At 62.3% G+C, this 20948-nt stretch carries 19 protein-coding genes; 9 read left to right on the top strand and 10 right to left on the bottom strand.

The genetic code is table 11. From position 1 onward, the window contains the following. Position 1: 1 nt before the first annotated feature. Positions 2–1354, bottom strand: coding sequence for a 3-oxoacyl-ACP reductase (locus tag QZH45_RS04160; protein ID WP_053194179.1), 1353 nt, complete (start codon positions 1352–1354; stop codon positions 2–4). 146 nt (positions 1355–1500) lie between these two features. Between QZH45_RS04160 and QZH45_RS04165 the strand changes: the two genes are divergently transcribed. Then, positions 1501–2778, top strand: a complete 1278-nt coding sequence (locus QZH45_RS04165; RefSeq protein WP_024780714.1) for an acetyl-CoA C-acetyltransferase — start codon at positions 1501–1503, stop codon at positions 2776–2778. Here the strand turns inward: QZH45_RS04165 and QZH45_RS04170 are convergent. Then, positions 2765–3793 (bottom strand): bile acid:sodium symporter family protein, encoded by a 1029-nt coding sequence (locus QZH45_RS04170; RefSeq protein WP_024780713.1) that lies wholly within the window; start codon positions 3791–3793, stop codon positions 2765–2767. The genes QZH45_RS04165 and QZH45_RS04170 overlap by 14 nt on opposite strands. Before the next feature lie 79 nt (positions 3794–3872). Between QZH45_RS04170 and QZH45_RS04175 the strand changes: the two genes are divergently transcribed. Continuing rightward, positions 3873–4664: an AraC family transcriptional regulator gene (locus QZH45_RS04175; RefSeq protein ID WP_024780712.1), complete on the top strand. Its 792-nt coding sequence runs from the start codon at positions 3873–3875 to the stop codon at positions 4662–4664. A gap of 225 nt (positions 4665–4889) precedes the next feature. Continuing rightward, on the top strand, positions 4890–5783 hold the full coding sequence (locus QZH45_RS04180; RefSeq protein ID WP_024780711.1) for a PA4780 family RIO1-like protein kinase: 894 nt from the start codon (positions 4890–4892) through the stop codon (positions 5781–5783). 502 nt (positions 5784–6285) lie between these two features. Here QZH45_RS04180 and cueR read toward each other — a convergent pair. The 3 genes from cueR to QZH45_RS04195 form a co-directional block, all read right to left on the bottom strand. Further along, positions 6286–6699, bottom strand: a complete 414-nt coding sequence (gene cueR, locus QZH45_RS04185) for a Cu(I)-responsive transcriptional regulator (protein WP_024779084.1) — start codon at positions 6697–6699, stop codon at positions 6286–6288. After that, the gene (locus QZH45_RS04190) at positions 6696–9089 is read right to left on the bottom strand and encodes a heavy metal translocating P-type ATPase (RefSeq protein WP_055136091.1); all 2394 of its coding nucleotides are present in this window, start codon (positions 9087–9089) and stop codon (positions 6696–6698) included. The genes cueR and QZH45_RS04190 overlap by 4 nt, the downstream gene beginning before the upstream one ends. A gap of 193 nt (positions 9090–9282) precedes the next feature. Next, positions 9283–9666, bottom strand: a complete 384-nt coding sequence (locus tag QZH45_RS04195) for a hypothetical protein (RefSeq protein ID WP_024779082.1) — start codon at positions 9664–9666, stop codon at positions 9283–9285. Positions 9667–9815: 149 nt separating this feature from the next. Between QZH45_RS04195 and QZH45_RS04200 the strand changes: the two genes are divergently transcribed. After that, positions 9816–10013 (top strand): heavy-metal-associated domain-containing protein, encoded by a 198-nt coding sequence (locus tag QZH45_RS04200; protein WP_024779081.1) that lies wholly within the window; start codon positions 9816–9818, stop codon positions 10011–10013. A 94-nt stretch (positions 10014–10107) separates the two neighbouring features. After that, positions 10108–11310: a multidrug effflux MFS transporter gene (locus QZH45_RS04205; RefSeq protein ID WP_055136092.1), complete on the top strand. Its 1203-nt coding sequence runs from the start codon at positions 10108–10110 to the stop codon at positions 11308–11310. A 1-nt stretch (position 11311) separates the two neighbouring features. Here QZH45_RS04205 and QZH45_RS04210 read toward each other — a convergent pair whose 3' ends face one another. Next, entirely contained in the window at positions 11312–11482 is a 171-nt protein-coding gene (locus QZH45_RS04210; protein WP_167355722.1) for a hypothetical protein, read from the bottom strand. A gap of 183 nt (positions 11483–11665) precedes the next feature. Beyond that, entirely contained in the window at positions 11666–12679 is a 1014-nt protein-coding gene (locus QZH45_RS04215) for a zinc-binding alcohol dehydrogenase family protein (protein WP_024779079.1), read from the bottom strand. A 113-nt stretch (positions 12680–12792) separates the two neighbouring features. Here QZH45_RS04215 and QZH45_RS04220 point away from each other — a divergent pair, with 113 nt between their 5' ends. The 3 genes from QZH45_RS04220 to QZH45_RS04230 all read left to right on the top strand — a co-directional run bounded on the left by QZH45_RS04220 (position 12793) and on the right by QZH45_RS04230 (position 16189). Continuing rightward, positions 12793–13722: a LysR family transcriptional regulator gene (locus tag QZH45_RS04220; protein WP_024779078.1), complete on the top strand. Its 930-nt coding sequence runs from the start codon at positions 12793–12795 to the stop codon at positions 13720–13722. 266 nt (positions 13723–13988) lie between these two features. Further along, the gene (locus QZH45_RS04225; RefSeq protein ID WP_053194172.1) at positions 13989–14723 is read left to right on the top strand and encodes an ArsR/SmtB family transcription factor; all 735 of its coding nucleotides are present in this window, start codon (positions 13989–13991) and stop codon (positions 14721–14723) included. 86 nt (positions 14724–14809) lie between these two features. Then, on the top strand, positions 14810–16189 hold the full coding sequence (locus tag QZH45_RS04230; protein WP_024779076.1) for an MFS transporter: 1380 nt from the start codon (positions 14810–14812) through the stop codon (positions 16187–16189). A 118-nt stretch (positions 16190–16307) separates the two neighbouring features. On the opposite strand, the gene QZH45_RS04235 is transcribed toward QZH45_RS04230, so the two are convergent. After that, positions 16308–17261: an adenosine deaminase gene (locus QZH45_RS04235; RefSeq protein ID WP_024779075.1), complete on the bottom strand. Its 954-nt coding sequence runs from the start codon at positions 17259–17261 to the stop codon at positions 16308–16310. A gap of 210 nt (positions 17262–17471) precedes the next feature. Here QZH45_RS04235 and QZH45_RS04240 point away from each other — a divergent pair, with 210 nt between their 5' ends. Then, on the top strand, positions 17472–18563 hold the full coding sequence (locus QZH45_RS04240) for a calcium:proton antiporter (protein WP_055136093.1): 1092 nt from the start codon (positions 17472–17474) through the stop codon (positions 18561–18563). 81 nt (positions 18564–18644) lie between these two features. On the opposite strand, the gene QZH45_RS04245 is transcribed toward QZH45_RS04240, so the two are convergent. Continuing rightward, complete coding sequence (locus QZH45_RS04245; RefSeq protein WP_055136094.1) at positions 18645–20003, bottom strand: 8-oxoguanine deaminase; 1359 nt, start codon at positions 20001–20003, stop codon at positions 18645–18647. Between the two features lie 246 nt (positions 20004–20249). Further along, positions 20250–20936: an SDR family oxidoreductase gene (locus tag QZH45_RS04250; RefSeq protein ID WP_024779072.1), complete on the bottom strand. Its 687-nt coding sequence runs from the start codon at positions 20934–20936 to the stop codon at positions 20250–20252. Positions 20937–20948 lie beyond the last annotated feature (12 nt).

The following is a 20948-nucleotide window of genomic DNA, read 5'->3' on the forward strand; positions in this document are numbered from 1 at the left end:
CTCAGGCTCCCAGGAGGCTTTGTCCGCAGACCCGCAACGCTTGCCCGGTGACGGCGCCCGTACCCGGCTGCGCGAGCCAGGCCACCGCTTCGGCGACGTCCTGGGGCAAGCCACCCTGGCCCAGGGAGCTCATGCGTCGTCCGGCTTCGCGCAGGGCAAAGGGAATTTCAGCGGTCATGCGCGTTTCAATGAAGCCTGGCGCCACGGCGTTGATGCTGATGCCTCGCGTCTGCAACAGTGGCGCCCAGGCCTGGGCCAGGCCGATCAACCCGGCCTTGCTGGCGGCATAGTTGGTCTGGCCGCGATTGCCGGCGATGCCGCTGATGGAAGCCAGCAGAACGACCCGGCCATTGTCCCGCAGGGTGCCGCTGTCGAGCAGGGCCTTGGTCAGCACCTGCGGTGCGTTGAGGTTGACCGCCAACACCGCGTCCCAGAATTCCGGCGTCATGTTGGCGAGAGTCTTGTCCCGGGTGATGCCGGCGTTATGCACCACGATGTCGACGCCATCAGGCAGGTGTTCGATCAACTGACTCGCGGCGTCTTCGGCGCAGATGTCCAGGGTCACGGCGCGCCCGCCCAGGCGTGCGGCGAGGGCGTCGAGGTCTGCCTTGGCCTGGGGAACGTCCAGCAGGATCACGTCGGCACCGTCACGGGCCAGGGTTTCGGCGATGGAGGCGCCAATCCCGCGGGCCGCGCCGGTGACCAGTGCCTTGAGGCCGGTGAGCGGTCGCGTCCAGTCCTGGACCTGGGTCTGGCATGGATTGAGGCGAATGACTTGCCCGGAAACGAAGGCGCTCTTGGGCGACAGGAAGAACCGTAGTGCGCCCTCCAGCTGGGTTTCGGCGCCGTCACCGACGTACAACAGTTGCAACGTCCCGCCATGGCGCAGTTCCTTGGCCAGGGAGCGACTGAACCCCTCCAGTGCTCGCTGGGTACTGGCGGCGAAAGGATCCGTGAGACTTTCCGGAGCACGACCGAGGATGACGACATGGGCACTGCGGTCGAGATTCTTCATCAGCGGCTGGAAAAATTCCCGCAGCTGCTTGAGCTGATCGGCCTGGGCCAGATGGCTGGCGTCATACACAACGGCCTTGATCTTCGGGCCATGCCCGGGAATCCACTCAGCGGCCAGGGTCGGTTCGGCCCCGTAGACGAAAATCGCATCGGTGAGGCGCTTGGCAAACGTGCCGATCGGTTCGATCAGCGGACCGCCGCCCAGCACCAGCGCACCTTCGATGGGTCGTAGGCGCCCGGCTTGCCAGCGTTCCAGGCGTGCCGGCGATGGCAGGCCAAGGGCTCCGACCAGGCGCAGGCCAATGGGCGAATTGGCGAAGTCGATATAACGGTCAGACATGGAACGTACTCCGGCGGATGAGCTCCCAAGTGTGGACCACGATCGGCAATCAGTCGTTCGATTGGCGAGATAAAGCCTAAGCTTGTGCGCAGGTAGTATTTTTTTCGGGATCGCCAGCGCATTGCAATCTACTCGGGGAGTTTTTCATGACACAGCTACGCCGCGTCGCGATCATCGGTGGTAACCGCATTCCTTTCGCCCGTTCCAATGGGGCTTATGCCAGCGCCAGCAACCAGGCACTGCTGACGGCCGCCCTCGAGGGGCTGATCGAGCGCTATAACCTGCATGGTCTGCACATCGGCGAAGTGGCCGCTGGCGCGGTGCTCAAGCATTCCCGGGAGATGAACCTGAGCCGTGAATGCGTGCTCGGTTCGCGGCTGTCACCCACCACTCCCGCCTATGACGTGCAGCAGGCCTGCGGCACGGGGCTGGAGACCGTGCTGCTGGTGGCCAACAAGATTGCCCTGGGCCAGATCGACAGCGCGATTGCCGGCGGCGTGGACACCACCTCGGATGCGCCGATCGCCGTCAATGAAGGACTGCGGCGGATCCTGCTGAAAGCCAATCGCGCCAAGACGACCGCCGAGAAAATCAAGGTATTCCTGCAACTGCGCCCTCAGCACCTCGTCCCCGAACTGCCACGCATCAACGAGCCGCGCACCGGCCTGAACATGGGGCAGCACTGCGAGTTGATGGCCCAGACCTGGCAGATTCCCCGGGAGGAACAGGACCAACTGGCCCTGGAAAGCCACCAGAAAATGGCGGCGTCCTATGCCGAAGGCTGGCAGAACGATCTGATGACGCCGTTTCTCGGCCTGACTCGGGACAACAATCTGCGCCCGGACCTGACGCTGGAAAAGCTCGCCTCACTCAAACCGGCCTTCGAAAAAAGCGCCAAGGGCACGATGACCGCCGGTAACTCCACGCCACTGACTGACGGCGCTTCGTTGGTGCTGCTGGGCAGCGAGGAGTGGGCCAAGGCGCGGGGGCTGCCGATCCTGGCGTACCTGCGTGACGGCCAGACCGCGGCGGTGGATTTCGTCAACGGCGCCGAAGGATTGCTGATGGCGCCGGCCTATGCCGTGCCCCGGCTGCTGGCGCGCAACGGGCTGACGCTGCAGGACTTCGATTACTACGAAATCCACGAAGCATTCGCCGCCCAGGTGTTATGCACGCTCAAGGCCTGGGAAGATGCGGACTACTGCAAGACCCGCCTGGGCCTCGACGCGCCATTGGGTGCCATAGATCGCAGTCGATTGAACGTGAAGGGCAGTTCCCTGGCCGCCGGTCATCCGTTTGCCGCCACGGGTGGGCGCATTGTTGCCAACCTGGCCAAGTTGCTTGATGCGGCAGGGCGGGGCCGGGGGCTGATTTCCATCTGCGCGGCCGCCGGCCAGGGCGTGACGGCTATTATCGAGCGTTGAGCAGCGTTTCGTTCCGCCGGGTGGCCAACGCTCGCTGACGGCTGGCGTAACGCTCGGCCAGGATCGAGCAGACGATCAACTGCATCGGGTGGTAGATCATGATCGGCAGCAGGATCAGACCCAGGCCAGGGTTGGTGCCGAAAATCAGCGCCGCCATCGGCACCCCGGCGGCGAGGGATTTCTTGCTGGCACAAAACACCGCGGCGATTTCATCGGCGTTGTTGAACCGCAGGGTACGGGCGGTGCGGGTGGTCATCCACAGGATGATTGCCAGCAACACGGCGCTGCCGAGCACGGCACTGAGCAGCACGCCGTTGCCTTGCTGTTGCCAGATCCCGGACACCATGGAATTGCAGAACGCCGCGTAAACCAGCAACAGGATCACCAGCTTGTCGATGATGCTGGTGTAGCGTTTGTAGCGGCCGAAGAAGCCGGCCAGCCAGCGCCGCAGAAACTGTCCGAGCACCAGCGGCAGCAACAACATCATGCACAGATCAAGCAGGGTGGAACCCAGGTCGATCCCGCCATCGCCGCGGCCAACCACCAGACTGACCAGCAGCGGTGTCAGGAAAACCCCCAGCACGCTGGACAGGCTCGCGTTGAGAATCGCCGCCGGCACGTTACCCCCCGCGCTGCCGGTGAGGGCTACCGAGGAGGAAATGGTCGAGGGCAGGGCGCACAGGTAAAAGAATCCCAGCATCAGCAGTGACGGCACATGACTGCCCAGCAGCCTGTTGCTGGCGAGCCAGATCAAGGGAAACACGCCGAAGGTAAAAACCTGGACCATCAAGTGCAGCCGGGTGTTCTTCAGACCGTGCCGGATCTGCTCGCCGGACAGATTGACTCCGTGCAGGAAAAACACCACGAAGATCCCGATATTGACGACCCACTCGGCATGCATCGCGCCGCCGGTGGCGCCAAAGCCTGGGAAGAAATATGCCAGCAGTGTGGCGAGCAACATGCCGCACAGGAACCAGTCGGTCACCATGCGCTTGAGGTGTCTGAAAATATGCATAGGGCACCGCAGGTTGTCAGAAGAGATGACTTAGCCTAACGTCGGTCCTGACCGTCGTCTTGCGACATAAGGCCAATCAATGCCGACTAACGGACACCACCAGCTCGAACGTCGTATTCCCGACCTGACGCAATTGCCCAGGCCACTGTATGCCCGTGTCGAAAGCCTGAGCGCCGGTTCGTGGACCCAAGCCCATCGGCATGACTGGGTGCAGTTTTCCTACGCAATCAGTGGCGTTCTCGGCGTGCACACCGCCGCCGGCAGTTTCTTCGCGCCGCCGCAGTGGGGGATCTGGATCCCGGCCGACCTGGAGCATCAGGTCGTGACGTCGATGCGAGCGGAAATGCGCAGCCTGTATATCCATCGCGATAGCTGCCCCTGGGCTGACGATCGTTGTCGAGTGTTGGAAGTCACGCCGCTGGCCCGGGAGTTGATCAAGGTTTTTTGTCTGTGGCCGGCCGATTATCCGCAGGGCGATACGCAGGAGGCGCGACTGGTGCAGGTGTTGCTGGATCAGTTGGCGGTGCTGCCGGAAGTGGGCTTCTCCCTGCCGTTGCCACGCCATGGCCGACTGCTGGGGTTGTGTAACGAGTTGATCGAGCAACCTGAGCGCAACGTGACCCTGCAAGTGTGGGCCGAGCATCTGGGTACCTCGGAAAAAACCCTGATGCGCCTGTTCCAGCGTGAAACCGGCCTGAGCTTTCGTGCCTGGCGTCAGCGCATGCGATTGCTGTCGTCGCTGAAGTCGCTGGAGGAGGGCGAGAGCGTGACCGGTGCGGCGTTGTCGTGTGGGTACGATTCCACGTCGGCTTTTATCGCGGCGTTCAAGGGGATGTTCGGGGTTACGCCGGGGGAGTTGTTCAAGCCCTGAATCCGCTCACCGGGTTTCAGCCCGGCGTAAATTTTGTCGCAAATACAGACGCATCCAAATGCCAACGGCGTCGCGGCTGTCAGCTATGATTCGGCTTGGTTGATTATCGGCACAGTGTGTGCATCGAAGGTTCATAGGTCGGCAACCCCTCCCCGTGGAGGAAGGATTGCCGTATAACGGCTGTCATTCGCGTGTTTGGTCATAAAGGACCCAGAATAAAAGCTGATGAAGACTCCAAAACGCATTGAACCCCTGATCGAAGACGGTCTGGTCGACGAAGTGCTGCGCCCACTCATGAGTGGTAAAGAAGCAGCTGTTTATGTGGTGCGCAGCGGCAATGAGCTGCGTTGCGCCAAGGTCTACAAGGAGGCGAACAAGCGAAGTTTTCGTCAGGCGGCCGAGTATCAGGAAGGCCGCAAGGTCCGCAACAGTCGCCAGGCCCGCGCCATGGCGAAAGGCTCGAAGTTCGGGCGCAAGGAGACCGAGGATGCCTGGCAGAACGCCGAAGTGGCGGCGCTGTTCCGCCTGGCCAACGCGGGTGTGCGAGTGCCCAAGCCGTACGACTTCCTCGAGGGTGTGCTGCTGATGGAACTGGTGGCCGACGAGTACGGTGATGCGGCACCACGGCTGAACGATGTGGTACTGGAGCCGGATCAGGCCCGTGAATACCACGCGTTCCTGATCTCCCAGATCGTGCTGATGCTCTGTACCGGTCTGGTGCACGGAGACCTGTCGGAGTTCAATGTGCTGCTCACGCCAACAGGTCCGGTGATCATCGATCTACCACAGGCCGTGGATGCTGCCGGTAACAACCATGCCTTCAGCATGCTGGAGCGGGACGTGGGCAACATGGCGTCCTACTTCGGCCGGTTTGCACCGGAGCTCAAGCGCACCCGATATGCGAAAGAGATGTGGGCATTGTACGAGGCTGGCACCTTGCACCCGGCCAGCATGCTGACTGGTGAGTTCGACGAGCCGGAAGAGTTGGCGGACGTCGGCGGGATCATGCGCGAGATCGAGGCCGCTCGCCTCGACGAGGAACGCCGTCAGGCCGTACGCGCGGCGGACGATGCTCCCCCCGGCAAAACCGAAGAACCGCCTCCGCCCTGGATGCAATAATCGGTTGACCCGAAACCCGGCCAAGGCCGGGTTTTTTGTGAGCTGATCTCAGTGAACACACCCTCCGCGCCCACCGCCCATCTCTTGTGGGAGCGAGCCTGCTCGCGATAGCGGTGGGTCAGCTGGCATAGGTGTTGACTGTACCGCCGCCATCGCGAGCAGGCTCGCTCCCACCCTGATCTGAGGCGAGTACACCATCGATGCTCACCACCAATCCCTTGTGGGAGCGAGCCTGCTCGCGATAGCGGTGGGTCAGCTGGCATAGGTGTTGACTGTACCGCCGTCTTCGCGAGCAAGCCCGCTCCCACCCTGATCTGAGGCGAGCACACCATCGATGCTCACCACCAATCCCTTGTGGGAGCGAGCCTGCTCGCGATAGCGGTGGGTCAGCTGGCATGGATGTTGACTGTGCCACCGTCTTCGCGAGCAGGCTCGCTCCCACCCCGGATCTTGGGTGGATAGAACATCCGTGTTCACCGCCAATTCCTGTGGGAGCTGGGTGTCAGGCGTTGGCCGTTTCCTTGCAACACCCCGACGCCAGCTCTTTGAGGATCGGGCAGTCCGGGCGGTGGTCGCCGTGGCAGTGATCCACCAGGTCCTGGAGGGTATCGCGCAGTTCGGCCAGTTCGCGTATTTTCTGGTTCAGTTCATCAATGTGCTGTCGAGCCAGGGCCTTGACGTCGGCGCTGGCCCGTTGCCGGTCCTGCCAGAGGGTCAGCAGCTTGCCGACCTCTTCCAGGGAAAAGCCCAGGTCCCGGGAACGCTTGATGAAGGCCAGGGTGTGCAGGTCATCGGCACCGTAGATCCGGTAGCCGCTGTCGGTGCGATGGGCCGCCCTGAGCAGGCCGATGGATTCGTAATACCTGATCATCTTCGCGCTCAGGCCGCTCTGGCGCGCCGCTTGACCGATGTTCATCGTTTGTCCTCCAGGTGCTTGGGGGTCCAGAACTTCAACAGTAACGCATTGCTCACCACGCTGACGCTCGACAGCGCCATGGCGCCGCCGGCCAGCACCGGGTTGAGCAGGCCGAAGGCCGCCAACGGGATGCCGATCAGGTTATAAACGAACGCCCAGAACAGATTCTGGCGGATCTTGGCGTAGGTCTTGCGGCTGATGTCCAATGCTGCCGGCACCAGTCGCGGGTCACCGCGCATGAGGGTGATGCCGGCGGCGTGCATCGCCACGTCGGTGCCGCCGCCCATGGCGATGCCGATGTCCGCGGCGGCCAGTGCCGGAGCGTCGTTGATGCCATCCCCGACCATCGCCACCACGGCGTTTTTCTTCAGTTCAAGGACTATGGCGGATTTGTCTCCCGGCAACACTTCGGCATGCACGTTGACGATTCCCAGTGCCCGGGACACCACCTGGGCGCTGCCCCGGTTGTCGCCAGTGAGCAAATGGCTGGCGATGCGGCGCTCATCCAAGGCCCGCACCGTCGCGAGAGCGCCAGGCTTGAGGGTGTCACCGAAGGCGAACAGCCCCAGCACCCGCGGTGTCGCGCCTTGTTCGAGCAGCCAGGACAACGTCCGGCCTTCAGCTTCCCAGGCCTGCGCCGATTCGGCCAGCGAACCGGCGTCCAGGCCCGACTCATCCAGCAGGCGCCGATTGCCGAGGGCCAGGCGGCGTCCATCGAGGCTGCCGGCAATACCGCGTCCGGGCAGGGCCTGGCTGTCACTGACGGCCGGCACGTTCAGGCCGTGCTCGGCGCAGGCGTCCAGCACGGCTTTGGCGAGGGGGTGTTCGCTGCCGCGTTGCAGGGCACCGGCCATTTGCAATAGCTTGGCCTCGTCACCGTCCAGGGCACTTGAATGCGCAATGCGCGGCGTGCCGGAGGTCAGGGTTCCAGTCTTGTCGAACACCACCGTATCGACCTCATGGGCACGTTCCAGCGCCTCGGCGTCCTTGATCAGGATCCCATGGCGCGCTGCCACGCCCGTGCCGGCCATGATCGCCGTGGGTGTCGCCAGGCCCAGGGCGCAGGGACAGGCGATCACCAGCACTGCGACGGCGTTGATCAGCGCGGTTTCCAGCGGCGCACCGTAAAGCCACCAGCCGACCAGCGTCGCCAGGGCCAGCACCAGGACCACCGGAACGAAGACCTGGCTGACTTTATCCACCAATTTCTGAATCGGAGCCTTGGCCGCCTGGGCGTCTTCCACCAGGCGGATGATGCGCGCCAACACCGTTTCGGCGCCGAGGGCCTGGGTGCGTACCAGCAGACGACCTTCGCCGTTGATAGCGCCACCGGTGATTTTGTCGCCGGGTTGTTTGGGCACCGGCAGGCTCTCGCCGCTGATCAGCGCTTCGTCGGCGTGGCTCTGGCCCTCCAGCACTTCGCCGTCCACCGGAAAGCGCTCGCCGGGCCTGACCAGCACCAGGTCATTTACACGCAGGGCACTGATAGCGACGTCCCGTTCCTCGCCATCGATCACCTGGACCGCTCGCTCCGGTCGCAATGCTTCGAGGGCGCGAATGGCGCTGGCGGTCTGGCGCTTGGCGCGGCTTTCCAGGTATTTGCCCAGCAAGACCAGGGCAATCACCACGGCCGATGCTTCGAAATACAGGTGCGGCATGCTGCCGGGGCGGGCGATGACCCATTCATAGAGGCTCAGGCCGTAGCCGGCGCTGGTGCCCAGGGCTACCAGCAGGTCCATGTTACCGGCCCCGGCCCGTACGGCTTTGAAGGCCGCGACGTAGAAGCGCGCACCGAAGATGAATTGTACCGGCGTCGCGAGGGCGAGCTGCGCCCAGGCCGGGAGCATCCAGTGCACTCCCAGCGGCTGCAGTAGCATCGGCAGCACCAATGGCATGGACAACAGGATTGCCAGCACCAGGATCAGGCGGTCACGATTCAGGTGCTGGGTCTGAGTGTCATGGGGCTGCTCGGCCTGCCAGACGCTGGCCTCGTAACCGGCGCGTTTCACCGCATCGATCAGGGTTTGTGGATCGACCTGTCCGAGCAGTTCGAGGTGGGCCCGTTCGTTGGCGAGGTTGACGCTGACGCGGTTAACGCCGGGGACTTTGCCCAGGGCGCGTTCGACTCGACCCACGCACGAGGCGCAGGTCATCCCCTCGATGGTCAACTCCAGGGTCTGAGCAGGCACATGATAGCCAGCCTGTTCCACGGCTTCTATCAAGGCCGGCAGGCTCTGCACGGGAGCCTGGACTCGTGCCTGCTCGGTCGCCAGATTCACACTGACGGTCTGGGTTCCGGCGACTTTTCGCAGGGCCCGCTCGACCCGCCCGGCGCAACTGGCGCAGGTCATGCCGGCAATCGGCAGGTCGAAAGTGGTGGATTCGGACATGGGTTGGCTCCCTGTAGTGAGTGACTACAGAATCAACCTTGCCATGTTGGTAAGGTCAAGCGCCAATCCAAAAGACCTTCGCTGACCCTTGTGGGAGCGAGCCTGCTCGCGATAGCGGTTATCAGGTAGCACTTCTTTCACTGATATAACGCTATCGCGAGCAGGCTCGCTCCCACAGGGGATCCGGGTGAGATCAGTAACCGAGCCCGGCCTGCTTGAGGTACATGCCTTGTTCATTCATGGCGATACGGTACTTCAGGATGTCACCGGCCCTGATTGTGATCTCCTGGGAACCCGGTGCGAGCATGCCCGGATTGCAACCCGGTGCCTGGCCAGGCAGCAACTTCAGGCGCAAGGAGAACCGGCCCGGAGGCAGGTTGAAAGAGGTGCTGTCTTCCTGGAAGAGCCGGGCGGTGAGCTGATCCTGGATGTAAATGCCGATCTCGCAAGAGGTCGACACTTCCAGTCGTTCCCGGGAAATGATCAGCACACCGTAATCTTCGCCGGCGGCCGATGCCTGGGGGGCCATCGCTGAAAAACCTAACATGCAAAACAGGCTGAACGCTGACCAGCGCATGGCCGAACCTCCGGTGTGGAATCCTTGATAGTGGCAGCTTGGCCGAGCGTGACGCCAATTGCCAGCCCGGCAGCTTTTATCAGAACTTGACCTTGCCACGATGGCAACCTTGAAACTGCCGACAATTTCCCTTGCCAAGGAGTCATCCGATGCAAACTTTCAATGTCCAGGGCATGTCCTGTGGCCACTGCGTCAAGGCCATCACCCAGGCCGTACAGGCCAGGGATCCGGCGGCCGATGTGCAAATCGACCTGGGCGCCAAGACCGTCAGGGTCCAGAGTTCATTGCCGGCCGACGCCCTGAGCGAGGTTATTCGGGAAGAGGGTTACGAGGTCATCCCCGCTTGAATATTTTTTAATCGTTAGCGACCTATCGGAATGTTCAAGAGCGCCCGGCACGGCTAGACTGTCGGGCTGCTGACTGATGCCTGACGGACGCCCGATGAACCTTCGTACGATTCTGATTCTTGGCGCCTTGAGCGCTTTCGGTCCTTTAGCGATCGACTTCTACCTGCCTGCCTTCCCGGCCATGGCAACCGCCTTCGGCACGGACGAAAAACACATCCAACTGACCCTGGCGGCCTACTTCCTCGGGCTGTCCATCGGGCAGTTGGCCTACGGGCCGGTGGCGGATCGCTTCGGGCGACGGATTCCACTGCTGGTCGGGGTCGGCTTGTTCACCCTGTCCTCCCTGGCCTGCGCCTACGCGCCGAGCCTTGAATGGCTGATCGGCGCACGCTTCGTACAGGCCCTGGGTGGATGTGCCGGGATGGTGATTTCCCGCGCCGTGGTCAGCGACAAATGCGATGCGGTAGGGTCGGCCAAGGTGTTCTCGCAGTTGATGCTGGTGATGGGCCTGGCGCCGATTCTCGCGCCGATGCTTGGCGGGTTGCTGGTGAACCTGTATGGCTGGCAATCGATTTTCATCGCCCTGACCCTGTTCAGCGCCATGGCGGCAACGGCCGTGGCCCTGTGGCTGCCTGAGAGCCTGCCGGCCCACGTACCTCGACCACCGCTGTCGGGGGCGTTGCGCCAGTACGGCAGGCTGCTGACCGACTCGGTTTTCCTGGGGCATGCCCTGACGGGCGGGATTGCCATCGCCGGGATGTTCGCTTACATCGCCGGCTCGCCTTTCGTGTTCATCAAGCTATATGGCGTACCGGCCGAACACTTCGGCTGGCTGTTCGGTACCAACGCGGCTGGCTTCATCCTGGTGGCGCAGGTCAACGCGCGGTTGTTGTCCAAGCGTGGCCCGGCTTTCCTGCTGAGCCGTGCAGTGTGGGTCTATTTCACGGCGGGGTTGTGCCTCCTGGCCGTCAGCGCCTTGCACCCCGAACGTCTATGGCCATTGCTGATTCCATTGTTCATCTGCATCGCCAGCCTGGGCTGCATTCTTCCCAACGCGTCCGCCTGCGCCATGAACGGGCAGGGGGCCCGGGCCGGCAGTGCCTCGGCGATGCTGGGAAGCCTGCAGTTTTCCGTGGCCGCCGGGGCCGCCACGCTGGTGGCGGCATTGCATGACGGCACCGCGGTGCCCATGGCGATGGTCATCAGCCTGTGCGGACTGTTGGTGGTGAGCGCAGCCATGCTGACCCGCCGCCTGCAAAATGCCCGGGCGCTGGCACAAGCCAGCCGTCAGGGCTGATTCAGCAGGCCGCGCGTTGTTGCTGTTCGGGGAAGTGGTGCGGCGCATGGATGCGCGCTTGCAGCGTGGTAGCGAAGGCTTTGGCTTCGGCCTCGGTACGGAAGGTGACGGCGTGCTGGTCAAGACGCACTTGCCATTGGGATTTTGCCACTTCTTTTATCAGGATCTTCATTGCTGACCTCCTCACGTAAAAGACTGCGTTGCAAAGGCCTCGAGTGTAGACCCGAATGCGATCGCAATTGTGACAATGGTCAGTTCTCGGACTGACGGTTCAATCTTTTTCAAGTAACCATTGTGGCGAGGGGATAAGTCCCCTCGCCACAGGTCATCTGCCTTGAGCCTGAGTGTCAGGCGGTCAGAAACCTTCAAGCACGATCTTGCCCTTGGCTTTCCCACTTTCCAGCAGCGCGTGAGCCCGGCGCAGATTCTCGGCGTTGATGGTGCCGAAATGCTCGCCGACAGTGGTCTTCAAGGTGCCGGCGTCGATCAGTCCGGCAACACGGTTGAGCAGGTGGTGTTGTTCGATCATGTCGGCCGTCTCGAACAGCGAGCGGGTGTACATGAACTCCCAATGCAGGGACAGGCTCTTGCGCTTGAGCTTGCTCACGTCCAAGGACTTGGGATCATCGATCAATGCCAGTTTGCCCTGGGGCGCCAGTGCTTCGACCAACTGGTCCAGATGCTGGTCGGTCTGGGTCAGGCTGGCGACGTGGGTGACCTGGGGCTGGCCTGCTTCTTTCATGACCACGCTCAGTGGTTGGCTGTGGTCGATCACCAAGTCGGCGCCCAGATCCCGTACCCAATCCTGCGTCTGCGGACGGGAAGCGGTGCCGATGACTTTCAGCGCGGTGAGCTGGCTGGCCAATTGGGTCAAGATCGAGCCCACGCCGCCGGCGGCGCCGACGATCAACAGGCTCTGGTCCGAAGCGTCCTGGCTTTCCTGGATCTGCAGCCGCTCGAACAACAGCTCCCAGGCGGTAATGGCGGTCAGTGGCAATGCGGCCGCTTCGGCGAAGCCGAGGGTCTTGGGCATCTGGCCGACAATACGCTCATCCACGACATGCAGTTCGCTGTTGCCACCCGCGCGCGCAATGGAGCCGGCATAGAACACCTTGTCACCGGCCTTGAACAGGGAGACTTCGCTGCCCACGGCCTTGACCACGCCGGCCACATCCCAACCCAACACCTTGGCGGCGCCGCCTTCGGGCTGGACGTTCTGACGGACTTTGGTGTCCACCGGATTGACCGAAATGGCTTTGACTTCAACCAGCAGGTCCCGGGGGCCGGCGACGGGCTCCGGCAACTCGATATCCTGGAGCGATTGCGGGTCGGTGATCGGCAACGAATGGTAGTAGGCAATGGCTTTCATGAAGCGGCTCCGTGAGCTGGGTTCGATGGCGCCCATGGTTAGCTATTTATCAACGCGATAAAACCGGCTAAAAGAACAGGCTCTTTCAATATTTTTTTGATAATGGAATCGCCATGCTTCGATTCGATGACCTGCAGCTGTTTGTCCGGGCGGCGGATCTGGGCAGTCTTTCTGCCGCTGCCAGGGGGATGGATCTGTCGGCGGCAGTGGCCAGTGCCGCGTTGAAACGGATCGAGCAGCACCTCGGGGCTCGACTGCTGGCGCGCTCCACCCGCAGCCTGCGCCTCACTGCCGAGGGTGAAAGCTTTCTCGAATATGCCCGGGCGGCGCTGGGCAGCCTGGATGAGGGGCGACGGCTGTTGACCCGTGGCCAGGACCAGGTCAGCGGTGTCTTGCAGTTATCGGCGCCGTCGGACCTGGGGCGCAACCTGCTGCTGCCCTGGCTGGATGAGTTCCAGCGTGAGCACCCCAGGCTTACGGTTCGACTGTTGTTGGGCGACCGCATTGCCGACCTGTTCAAGCAGCCGGTGGATATCGCGCTGCGTTACGGCGATCCGGAGGATTCGAGCCTGGTGGCCTTGCCTGTCGCGGCGCACAACCGCCGGGTGTTGTGTGCCTCGCCGGACTATCTGGCCCGTCATGGCGAACCCCTTCAGCTCGAGCAACTGGCCCAACACAATTGCCTCTTGTACATGCTCGGCACCCGGATTCATGACCGCTGGTACTTTCATGACGGCAAGCGGGAAGTGAGCCTCACCGTCAGCGGTGACCGCTTCAGTGACGATGCCGATGTGGTGCGGCGCTGGGCAGTGGCCGGTGCGGGAATTGCCTACAAGTCGTGGATGGACGTGTCGACCGATGTGCTGGCCGGACGTTTGAAGATCCTTTTGCCGCACCTGCACTGCGAGCGAGCGCCGCTCAATCTGTTGTGCGCTCATCGGGCGCAGTTGAGCAAGCCCGTCAAGCTGTTGCGGGAGATGCTCCAGGCCCGTTGTAACGAATTGACGGCGCAATTTCCTCTTTCGACGACAGTCGGCCAATAGTCGCGGGTAAATAGAGAATTTTCCCTCACGAACAATCGCCTCCAAAGGTTTCCGGAGGACAGGAAAGCTTGACCTGCCCGCTTATACTAGCGACCGCCTGAATCGGCGCGGCATCGCTCACGGCTGCAAGACCGGCTTGAAGCCCACTGGCCCGTCGATGCATCGATGCTGCCCGTTCCGGTGGTCGAGCCGCTTTTGGGCGGCGCCTCATGACGGGTGACTATGCCCAAGGGCAGTAGACGAATGATTCAACAGGGAGTGAATACATGGAACATGCACCTTGCATCAGCCAGATCGCCACGCTGCTGGCCGACCCCAAGCGCAGCGCAATGATGTGGGCCTTGATGGACGGCACGGCCCGGCAGGCCGAAGAGCTGGCCTTGCTGGCCGGGTTATCGCCGTCCTCGGCCAGCGCCCATCTGGGACGCTTGTCCGCCGGTGGCCTGTTGAAAGTGGAAGCCAGGGGACGCAAACGGTTTTTCCGCCTGGCCGCGCCGGAGATCGGTGCGGCTGTCGAAGCGCTGGCCAGCGCGACCCTGGCCAGTGCGCCACGGCAGATCCCGGATGTCTTCAAACGCGGCGTCATATCGAACAAAGTGCCGTCGGCTCCCGCCTCGTTGTTGCGGGCCCGGCTTTGCGATGATCATCTTGGCGGCACCCTGGCGGCCGATCTGTACCAGCGCCTGCTGGACGCTGGGTGGATCGAGCAATGCGAGCAACGGGTGATCGTCACCCACAAAGGCGCGAGCCAGTTGGCCGGGCATGGGCTGTTCATCCAGGCCCTGGCCCATCGCAATGCCCGCATCGCCTGCGCCTGCCCGGACTGGAGCGAACGTCGACCGCACCTGGGGGGCGCGCTGGGGGCTGCGTTGCTGCAACTGTTCATGCAATCCGGCTGGCTGAGCCTGCCCAATGACTCGCGAGCCTTGCAGGTGACGGTGCTCGGCCAGCAGGAAATCCATCGGTTCGCCAGGCAGGATACGTTGGAAATGGCGCTCTAGGCCTGTCGACAGGTCGCATTCAGCAATAGCCACCTGAAAGGTTCGCGCACACTCGCCCGGGAATCTATCGGACTGGGGGATGCACCATGGACAATCACGGGTACAGCGCGGCAGAACGTCTGGAGCGACTGCCCATCAGCGGCTATCACCGAATCATCTTCATCATTATTGCCTTGGCGTTCTTCTTCGACTCCATGGACTTGGCGATGATGACGTTCCTGCTCGGCTCGATCAAAACCGAGTTTGGCCTGAGCACGGCCCAGGCAGGTCTGCTGGCCAGCTCCAGCTTTTTCGGCATGGTGGTGGGCGCTTCGCTGTCGGGCATGCTGGCGGATCGGTTCGGACGTAAACCGGTGTTCCAATGGAGCATCGTGCTGTGGGGGATCGCCAGTTATCTGTGTTCGACGGCCCAGGACGTCGAGACACTGACGCTGTTTCGCGTCCTGCTGGGTATCGGCATGGGCATGGAGTTCCCGATTGCCCAGTCGATGCTCTCGGAACTGATCCCGGCCAAGCACCGGGGCCGTTACATCGCCCTGATGGACGGCTTCTGGCCGCTGGGCTTCGTCGCGGCGGGCGTGCTGTCGTACTTCCTGCTGCCGGTAGTCGGCTGGCGGGACATCTTCCTGGTCCTGGCTGTGCCGGCGGTTTTTGTCCTGGCGATTCGTTTCTTCATCCCCGAGTCGCCGCGTTGGCTGGAGCAGGCCGGGCGGGATGACGAGGCGGATGCCGTGTTGTGCCGGATCGAAGACAAGGTCCGGGCTTCGCTGGGTAGCCGGGATTTGCCGGAGCCGGTTCGCCTGCCGAGGTTGGCGAGTACGCCGGGCACTTTCTTTTCGGCGCTGGCGCAGATCTGGTCACCGCTGTATCGCCAACGCACGATGATGATCTGGAGCGTCTGGTTCTTTGCCTTGCTCGGGTTCTACGGGCTGACATCCTGGCTCAGCGCGTTGTTGCAACAGTCGGGATTTGCCGTGACCCAGTCGGTGTATTACACCGTGTTGATTTCGCTGGGCGGGATTCCCGGTTTCCTGATGGCTGCCTGGCTGGTGGAACGCTGGGGGCGTAAGCCGGTGTGTGTCATCACCTTGTTGGGCGGTGGGGCGATGGCCTTTCTTTATGGGCAGAGTGCGGTGTTCGGCGGCAATGTCGGACTGTTGATCGGTAGTGGATTGCTGATGCAGTTCTTCCTGTTCGGCATGTGGGCTGTGCTCTACACCTACACCCCGGAACTGTACCCGACCTCGGCACGGGCAACGGGCTCGGGTTTCGCCTCGGCGATTGGTCGCATTGGTTCGTTGCTGGGGCCATTGGTGACCGGGCTGGTATTTCCCATTACCGGGCAAGGTGGGGTGTTCGGCCTGGGCGCGCTGTGCTTCGCGGTGGCGGCGGGTGTGGTCTGGTTGTTTGGGATGGAGACGCGGGGCAAGACGCTGGAGGAGTTGAGCGAAGGCGTGGGCGGTTAAACACCATCCCCTTGTGGGAGCGAGCCTGCTCGCGATAGTGGTGGGTCGGTGGACACTTGTCTCACTGACATACCGAAATCGCGAGCAGGCTCGCTCCCACAGGGATAGTTGATGAAAGCTAAGGCTTCACCAACCGCGCATCCAAGCTGTTCTGGGCCAGGCGCCTGGCCTGGTCCTGGGTCATGCCCAAGTGGGTGTGCAGGGCGTGGAAGTTTTCGGTGACGTAGCCGCCGAAATACGCCGGATCATCGGAGTTCACCGTCACCTTCACGCCGCGTTCGAGCATGTCGAGGATGTTGTGCTGCGACATGTCGTCGAACACGCACAGTTTGGTGTTGGACAACGGGCATACCGTCAACGGAATCTGCTCGTCGATGATCCGCTGCATCAGCCGTTCGTCTTCGATGGCCCGGACGCCGTGGTCGATGCGCTGGATCTTCAGCAGGTCCAGGGCTTCCCAGATGTATTCGGGTGGACCTTCTTCGCCGGCGTGGGCGACGGTCAGGAAGCCTTCGTTGCGGGCCCGGTCGAACACCCGCTGGAACTTGCTGGGCGGATGGCCCATTTCCGAACTGTCCAGGCCGACGGCGACAAAGGCATCGCGGAACGGCAGCGCCTGGTCGAGGGTCTTCTCGGCCTGTTCTTCGCTCAGGTGGCGCAGGAAACTCAGGATCAGACCGCTAGTGATGCCCAGTTGCTGTTCACCGTCCTTGAGGGCGGAGGCGATGCCGTTGAGGACCACTTCGAACGCAATGCCACGGTCGGTATGGGTCTGGGGATCGAAGAACGGTTCGGTGTGGATCACGTTCTGCGCCTTGCAACGCAACAGGTAGGCCCAGGTCAGGTCGTAGAAATCCTGGGAGGTGCGCAACACGTCGGCACCCTGGTAATACAGGTCGAGGAATTCCTGCAGATTGTTGAAGGCGTAGGCCTTGCGCAAGGTGTCGACGTCGTTCCACGGCAGGGCGATCTTGTTGCGCTCGGCCAGGGCGAACAGCAGTTCGGGCTCCAGCGAACCCTCCAGGTGCAGGTGCAGTTCTGCCTTGGGCAGGGCGTTCAGCCAGTCGTACATGTGCTTTTCTCATCAGTGAATCGATGGCAGGCATTCTACAGAGGCTGGCCGCAATGTCTGGAAAAACCTGACCGGCCGATCCACTGTGCAAGCAGGGCTTGTCTGCGATGAGCCCTGCGCCGATCCATAAGGGCGTGTCACACCTGACGAAACGTTCACGGCCCCCTACAGTCTAGTAGGTCATACCCTGTGCACGATGATAGGCCTGTGATGCTCACGTTGATCAAGCAAGAAAAACTGCTGGTGCTGGCCCTGCTCGCCACAGGTGTCGCCTACCCGCTGGAGCACTGGCTGTTGGGCAGTGGGCGGGCGGTGGCACTGGTCGGCGGTCTGATACTGATCGGCTTCATCGTCGCGGCCTCGATGCGTGTGGCCCATCACGCCGAACTGCTGGCGGAAAAGGTCGGCGATCCTTACGGCACCATGATCCTGACCCTGTCGGCAGTGTTGGTCGAGGTGGTGATCCTGGCGATCATGATGAGCAACGAAGCGTCGCCGACCCTGGTGCGCGATACGATCTATTCGGCGGTGATGCTCGACATCAACGGCATTCTCGGACTTGCGGCGTTGATGGGCGGGCTCAAGCATGGCGAGCAGGCCTACAACGATGATTCGGCGCGCAGCTACAGCGTGATGATCCTCACCGCCATGGGCGTGTCGATGGTGGTGCCGGAGTTCATTCCTCGGGAGAACTGGAAGCTGTATTCGGCGTTCACCATTGGCGCGATGCTTGTTCTGTATACCCTGTTCCTGCGTATGCAGGTGGGGCCACACAGTTACTTTTTCAGCTACAGCTACCCGGAAAAGCGACGCCGCAAAGAGCCGGAGGAAACCGAGCCGAAGCCTATCAGGCTGGCGTTTTCCATTGGTGCGCTGGTGTTTGGGGTGGTGGTGATCGGTGCGCTGGCCGAAGTCATGTCCAAGGCCATCGACCTGGGGCTGGAGGGCTCGGGAGCGCCGCCGGTGGTCACGGCCATTCTGGTGGCGGCCATCTCCGCGGCACCGGAGATTCTCACCGCCCTGCGCGCCGCCCTGGCCAACCGCATGCAGTCGGTGGTGAACATCGCATTGGGGGCCTCGCTATCGACGGTGATCCTGACGGTACCGGTGATGGAGGCCATGGCGCTTTACACCGGCCAGCCTTTCCAGATGGCCATGACTCCGGTGCAAACGGTGATGATCTTCATCACCCTGATCGTCAGCGCGATCAATCTCAACGACGGCGAGACCAATGCCATTGAAGGCATGACCCACTTCGTGCTGTTTGCGACGTTCATCATGTTGTCGCTGCTCGGCCTATAGAAGCGCATCGCGGGCAAGCCTTGCTCCCACAGATGTGTCCTGATACCTGTGGGAGCAAGGCTTGCCCGCGATAGCATCCGATCAGACGCCCGCGATTAATTCCCGCGCCGCCTGGCTGTGATCGGCGATCAAGCCTTTCAAATCCAAGCCTTCGACCTGACCGTCGATGACCCGCCATTGCCCCCCGACCATCACCCGATCCGCTCGATCCGCGCCGCACAACAACAGTGCTGAAACCGGATCGTGGCTGCCGGAGAAGCGCAGTTCATCGAGCTTGAACAGCGCCAGATCGGCCTGTTTGCCGACTGCCAACTCGCCGATGTCGTTGCGCCCAAGCAATGTTGCCGAGCCCTGGGTTGCCCAGCCCAGCACCCGCTCCGGTGTGATTGCTTGCGCACCATAGCGCAGACGCTGGATGTACAGCGCCTGGCGGGTTTCGAGGATCATGTTCGAGGCATCGTTGGAGGCCGAACCGTCCACGCCGAGGCCCAGCGGTGCGCCGGCGGCGGTCAGTTCGAGGGTGGGGCAAATGCCCGAGGCCAGGCGCATGTTGGAGCTTGGGCAGTGGCAGATACCGGTGCCGGCGGTACCGAGTCGGGTGATCTCCTCGGGATTGAAGTGAATACCGTGGGCCAGCCAGGTACGCGGACCGAGCCAGCCGACGCTGTCCAGGTAATCCACGGTGCGCAGGCCGAAGCGTTGCAGGCAGAAGTCCTCCTCGTCGAGGGTTTCGGCCAGGTGGGTGTGCAGGCGGACATCCAGTTGATCTGCCAGGACGGCGCTGGCCTGCATGATTTCGGGGGTGACCGAGAACGGTGAGCAAGGCGCCAGGGCAATCTGGATCTGCGCACCGTCGCCGCGTTCATGGTAGCGGTCGATCAACCGCTGGCTGTCGTCAAGAATCACCTGGCCTTGCTGCACGGTCTGCTGCGGAGGCAGGCCACCGTCGGCTTCGCCCAGGCTCATGGAACCGCGGGTCAGCATCGCTCGCATGCCCAGTTCACGCACGCTTTGCACCTGTACATCGATGGCATCTTCCAGGCCTTCGGGAAACAGGTAATGGTGATCGGCCGCCGTGGTGCAGCCCGACAGGAGCAGTTCGGCCAAGGCCACTTTGGTCGCCAGGGCGAGTTTCTCCGGCGTCAGCCGCGCCCACACCGGATAGAGGGTTTTCAGCCACGGGAACAGCGGTTGGTTCACCACTGGTGCCCAGGCTCGGGTCAGGGTCTGATAGAAGTGGTGATGGGTATTGATCAGCCCGGGAAGAATTACATGCTCACGGGCGTCGAAGACATGATCACAGGGTTGGGCGGGGCGCTGGCCGACACCCAGCAGTTCGACGATCACGTCGTCCTGCAGGACCAGGCCGCCACGGGCGTCGAGGCTATTGGCGGTGAATACGGCAAGGGGATTTTTTAACCAGGTACGGGTCGCAGGCATGGTGGCCGGCTCCTCTGAAAGTGGGTTCAGGTTAGCCAGCTCAGTGATGCCCTGTCTGCTGATCCAGGGTCGCCGTGGGGGGCGAGGTGCAGAGTTTACTCAGGTTGCGGCGCACATATCCAGTGCTCCAACCGAGTTCAAATGTGGGAGCGAGCCTGCTCGCGAAGGCGGTGCGTCAGCCAACATCGGTGTTGAATGACACTCCGCTTTCGCGAGCAGGCTCGCTCCCACCGGTTATGCGGGAAATTACCAGGGAATCATCTCACCCTTGTAGTTGACGAAGTGATGCCCACCCCTGCCGGCAAAGGCATTGACCTGGTCGATCAAGCCACGGGTACTGGTCTCGACATCGATGTCCGCCCCTTCACCGCCCATGTCTGTCTTCACCCAGCCCGGATGCAGCGACAGGACGGTCAATGTCTGGTCGCCCAGTTGGGTGACGAAGCTGTTGGTCATGGAATTGAGGGCTGCCTTGCTTGCCTTGTACAGCGCCAGTTCCGGAGCGTCGGGCATGGTCACGCTGCCCAGCACCGAACTCATGAACGCCAGGACGCCGCTGCCGTCGCGGATCTGCCCGACGAAACGCTGGGCCAGATTGATCGGCGCCACTGCGTTGGTGAAGAACAACTGGCCGACCTCGGCCAGGGTTGCGCCGTCGGGGCCCTGGTTATCGGGGCCTTTGACGCCGGCGTTGACGAACAACAGGTCGAAGGTTTCGCCCTTGAGTTGTTGGCTCAAGGCAATGACGGCTTGCTGGTCGTCCATGTCGAGTTTCTCGACCCGCACCGGGCCCAGCGCTTTCAATGCCTCTGCGTTCTGCAGATTGCGCACGGTGGCGATCACGTTCCAGCCATCGCTCAGCAACGTCTTCACCAGGCCAAGGCCCAGGCCCCGGGAGGCGCCGATGATCAATGCGTTTTTTGCCGAATTCATGGAAGGTATCCT

Origin of the sequence: Pseudomonas corrugata (assembly GCF_050920615.1) — a bacterium.
Lineage (GTDB): Bacteria > Pseudomonadota > Gammaproteobacteria > Pseudomonadales > Pseudomonadaceae > Aquipseudomonas > Aquipseudomonas corrugata.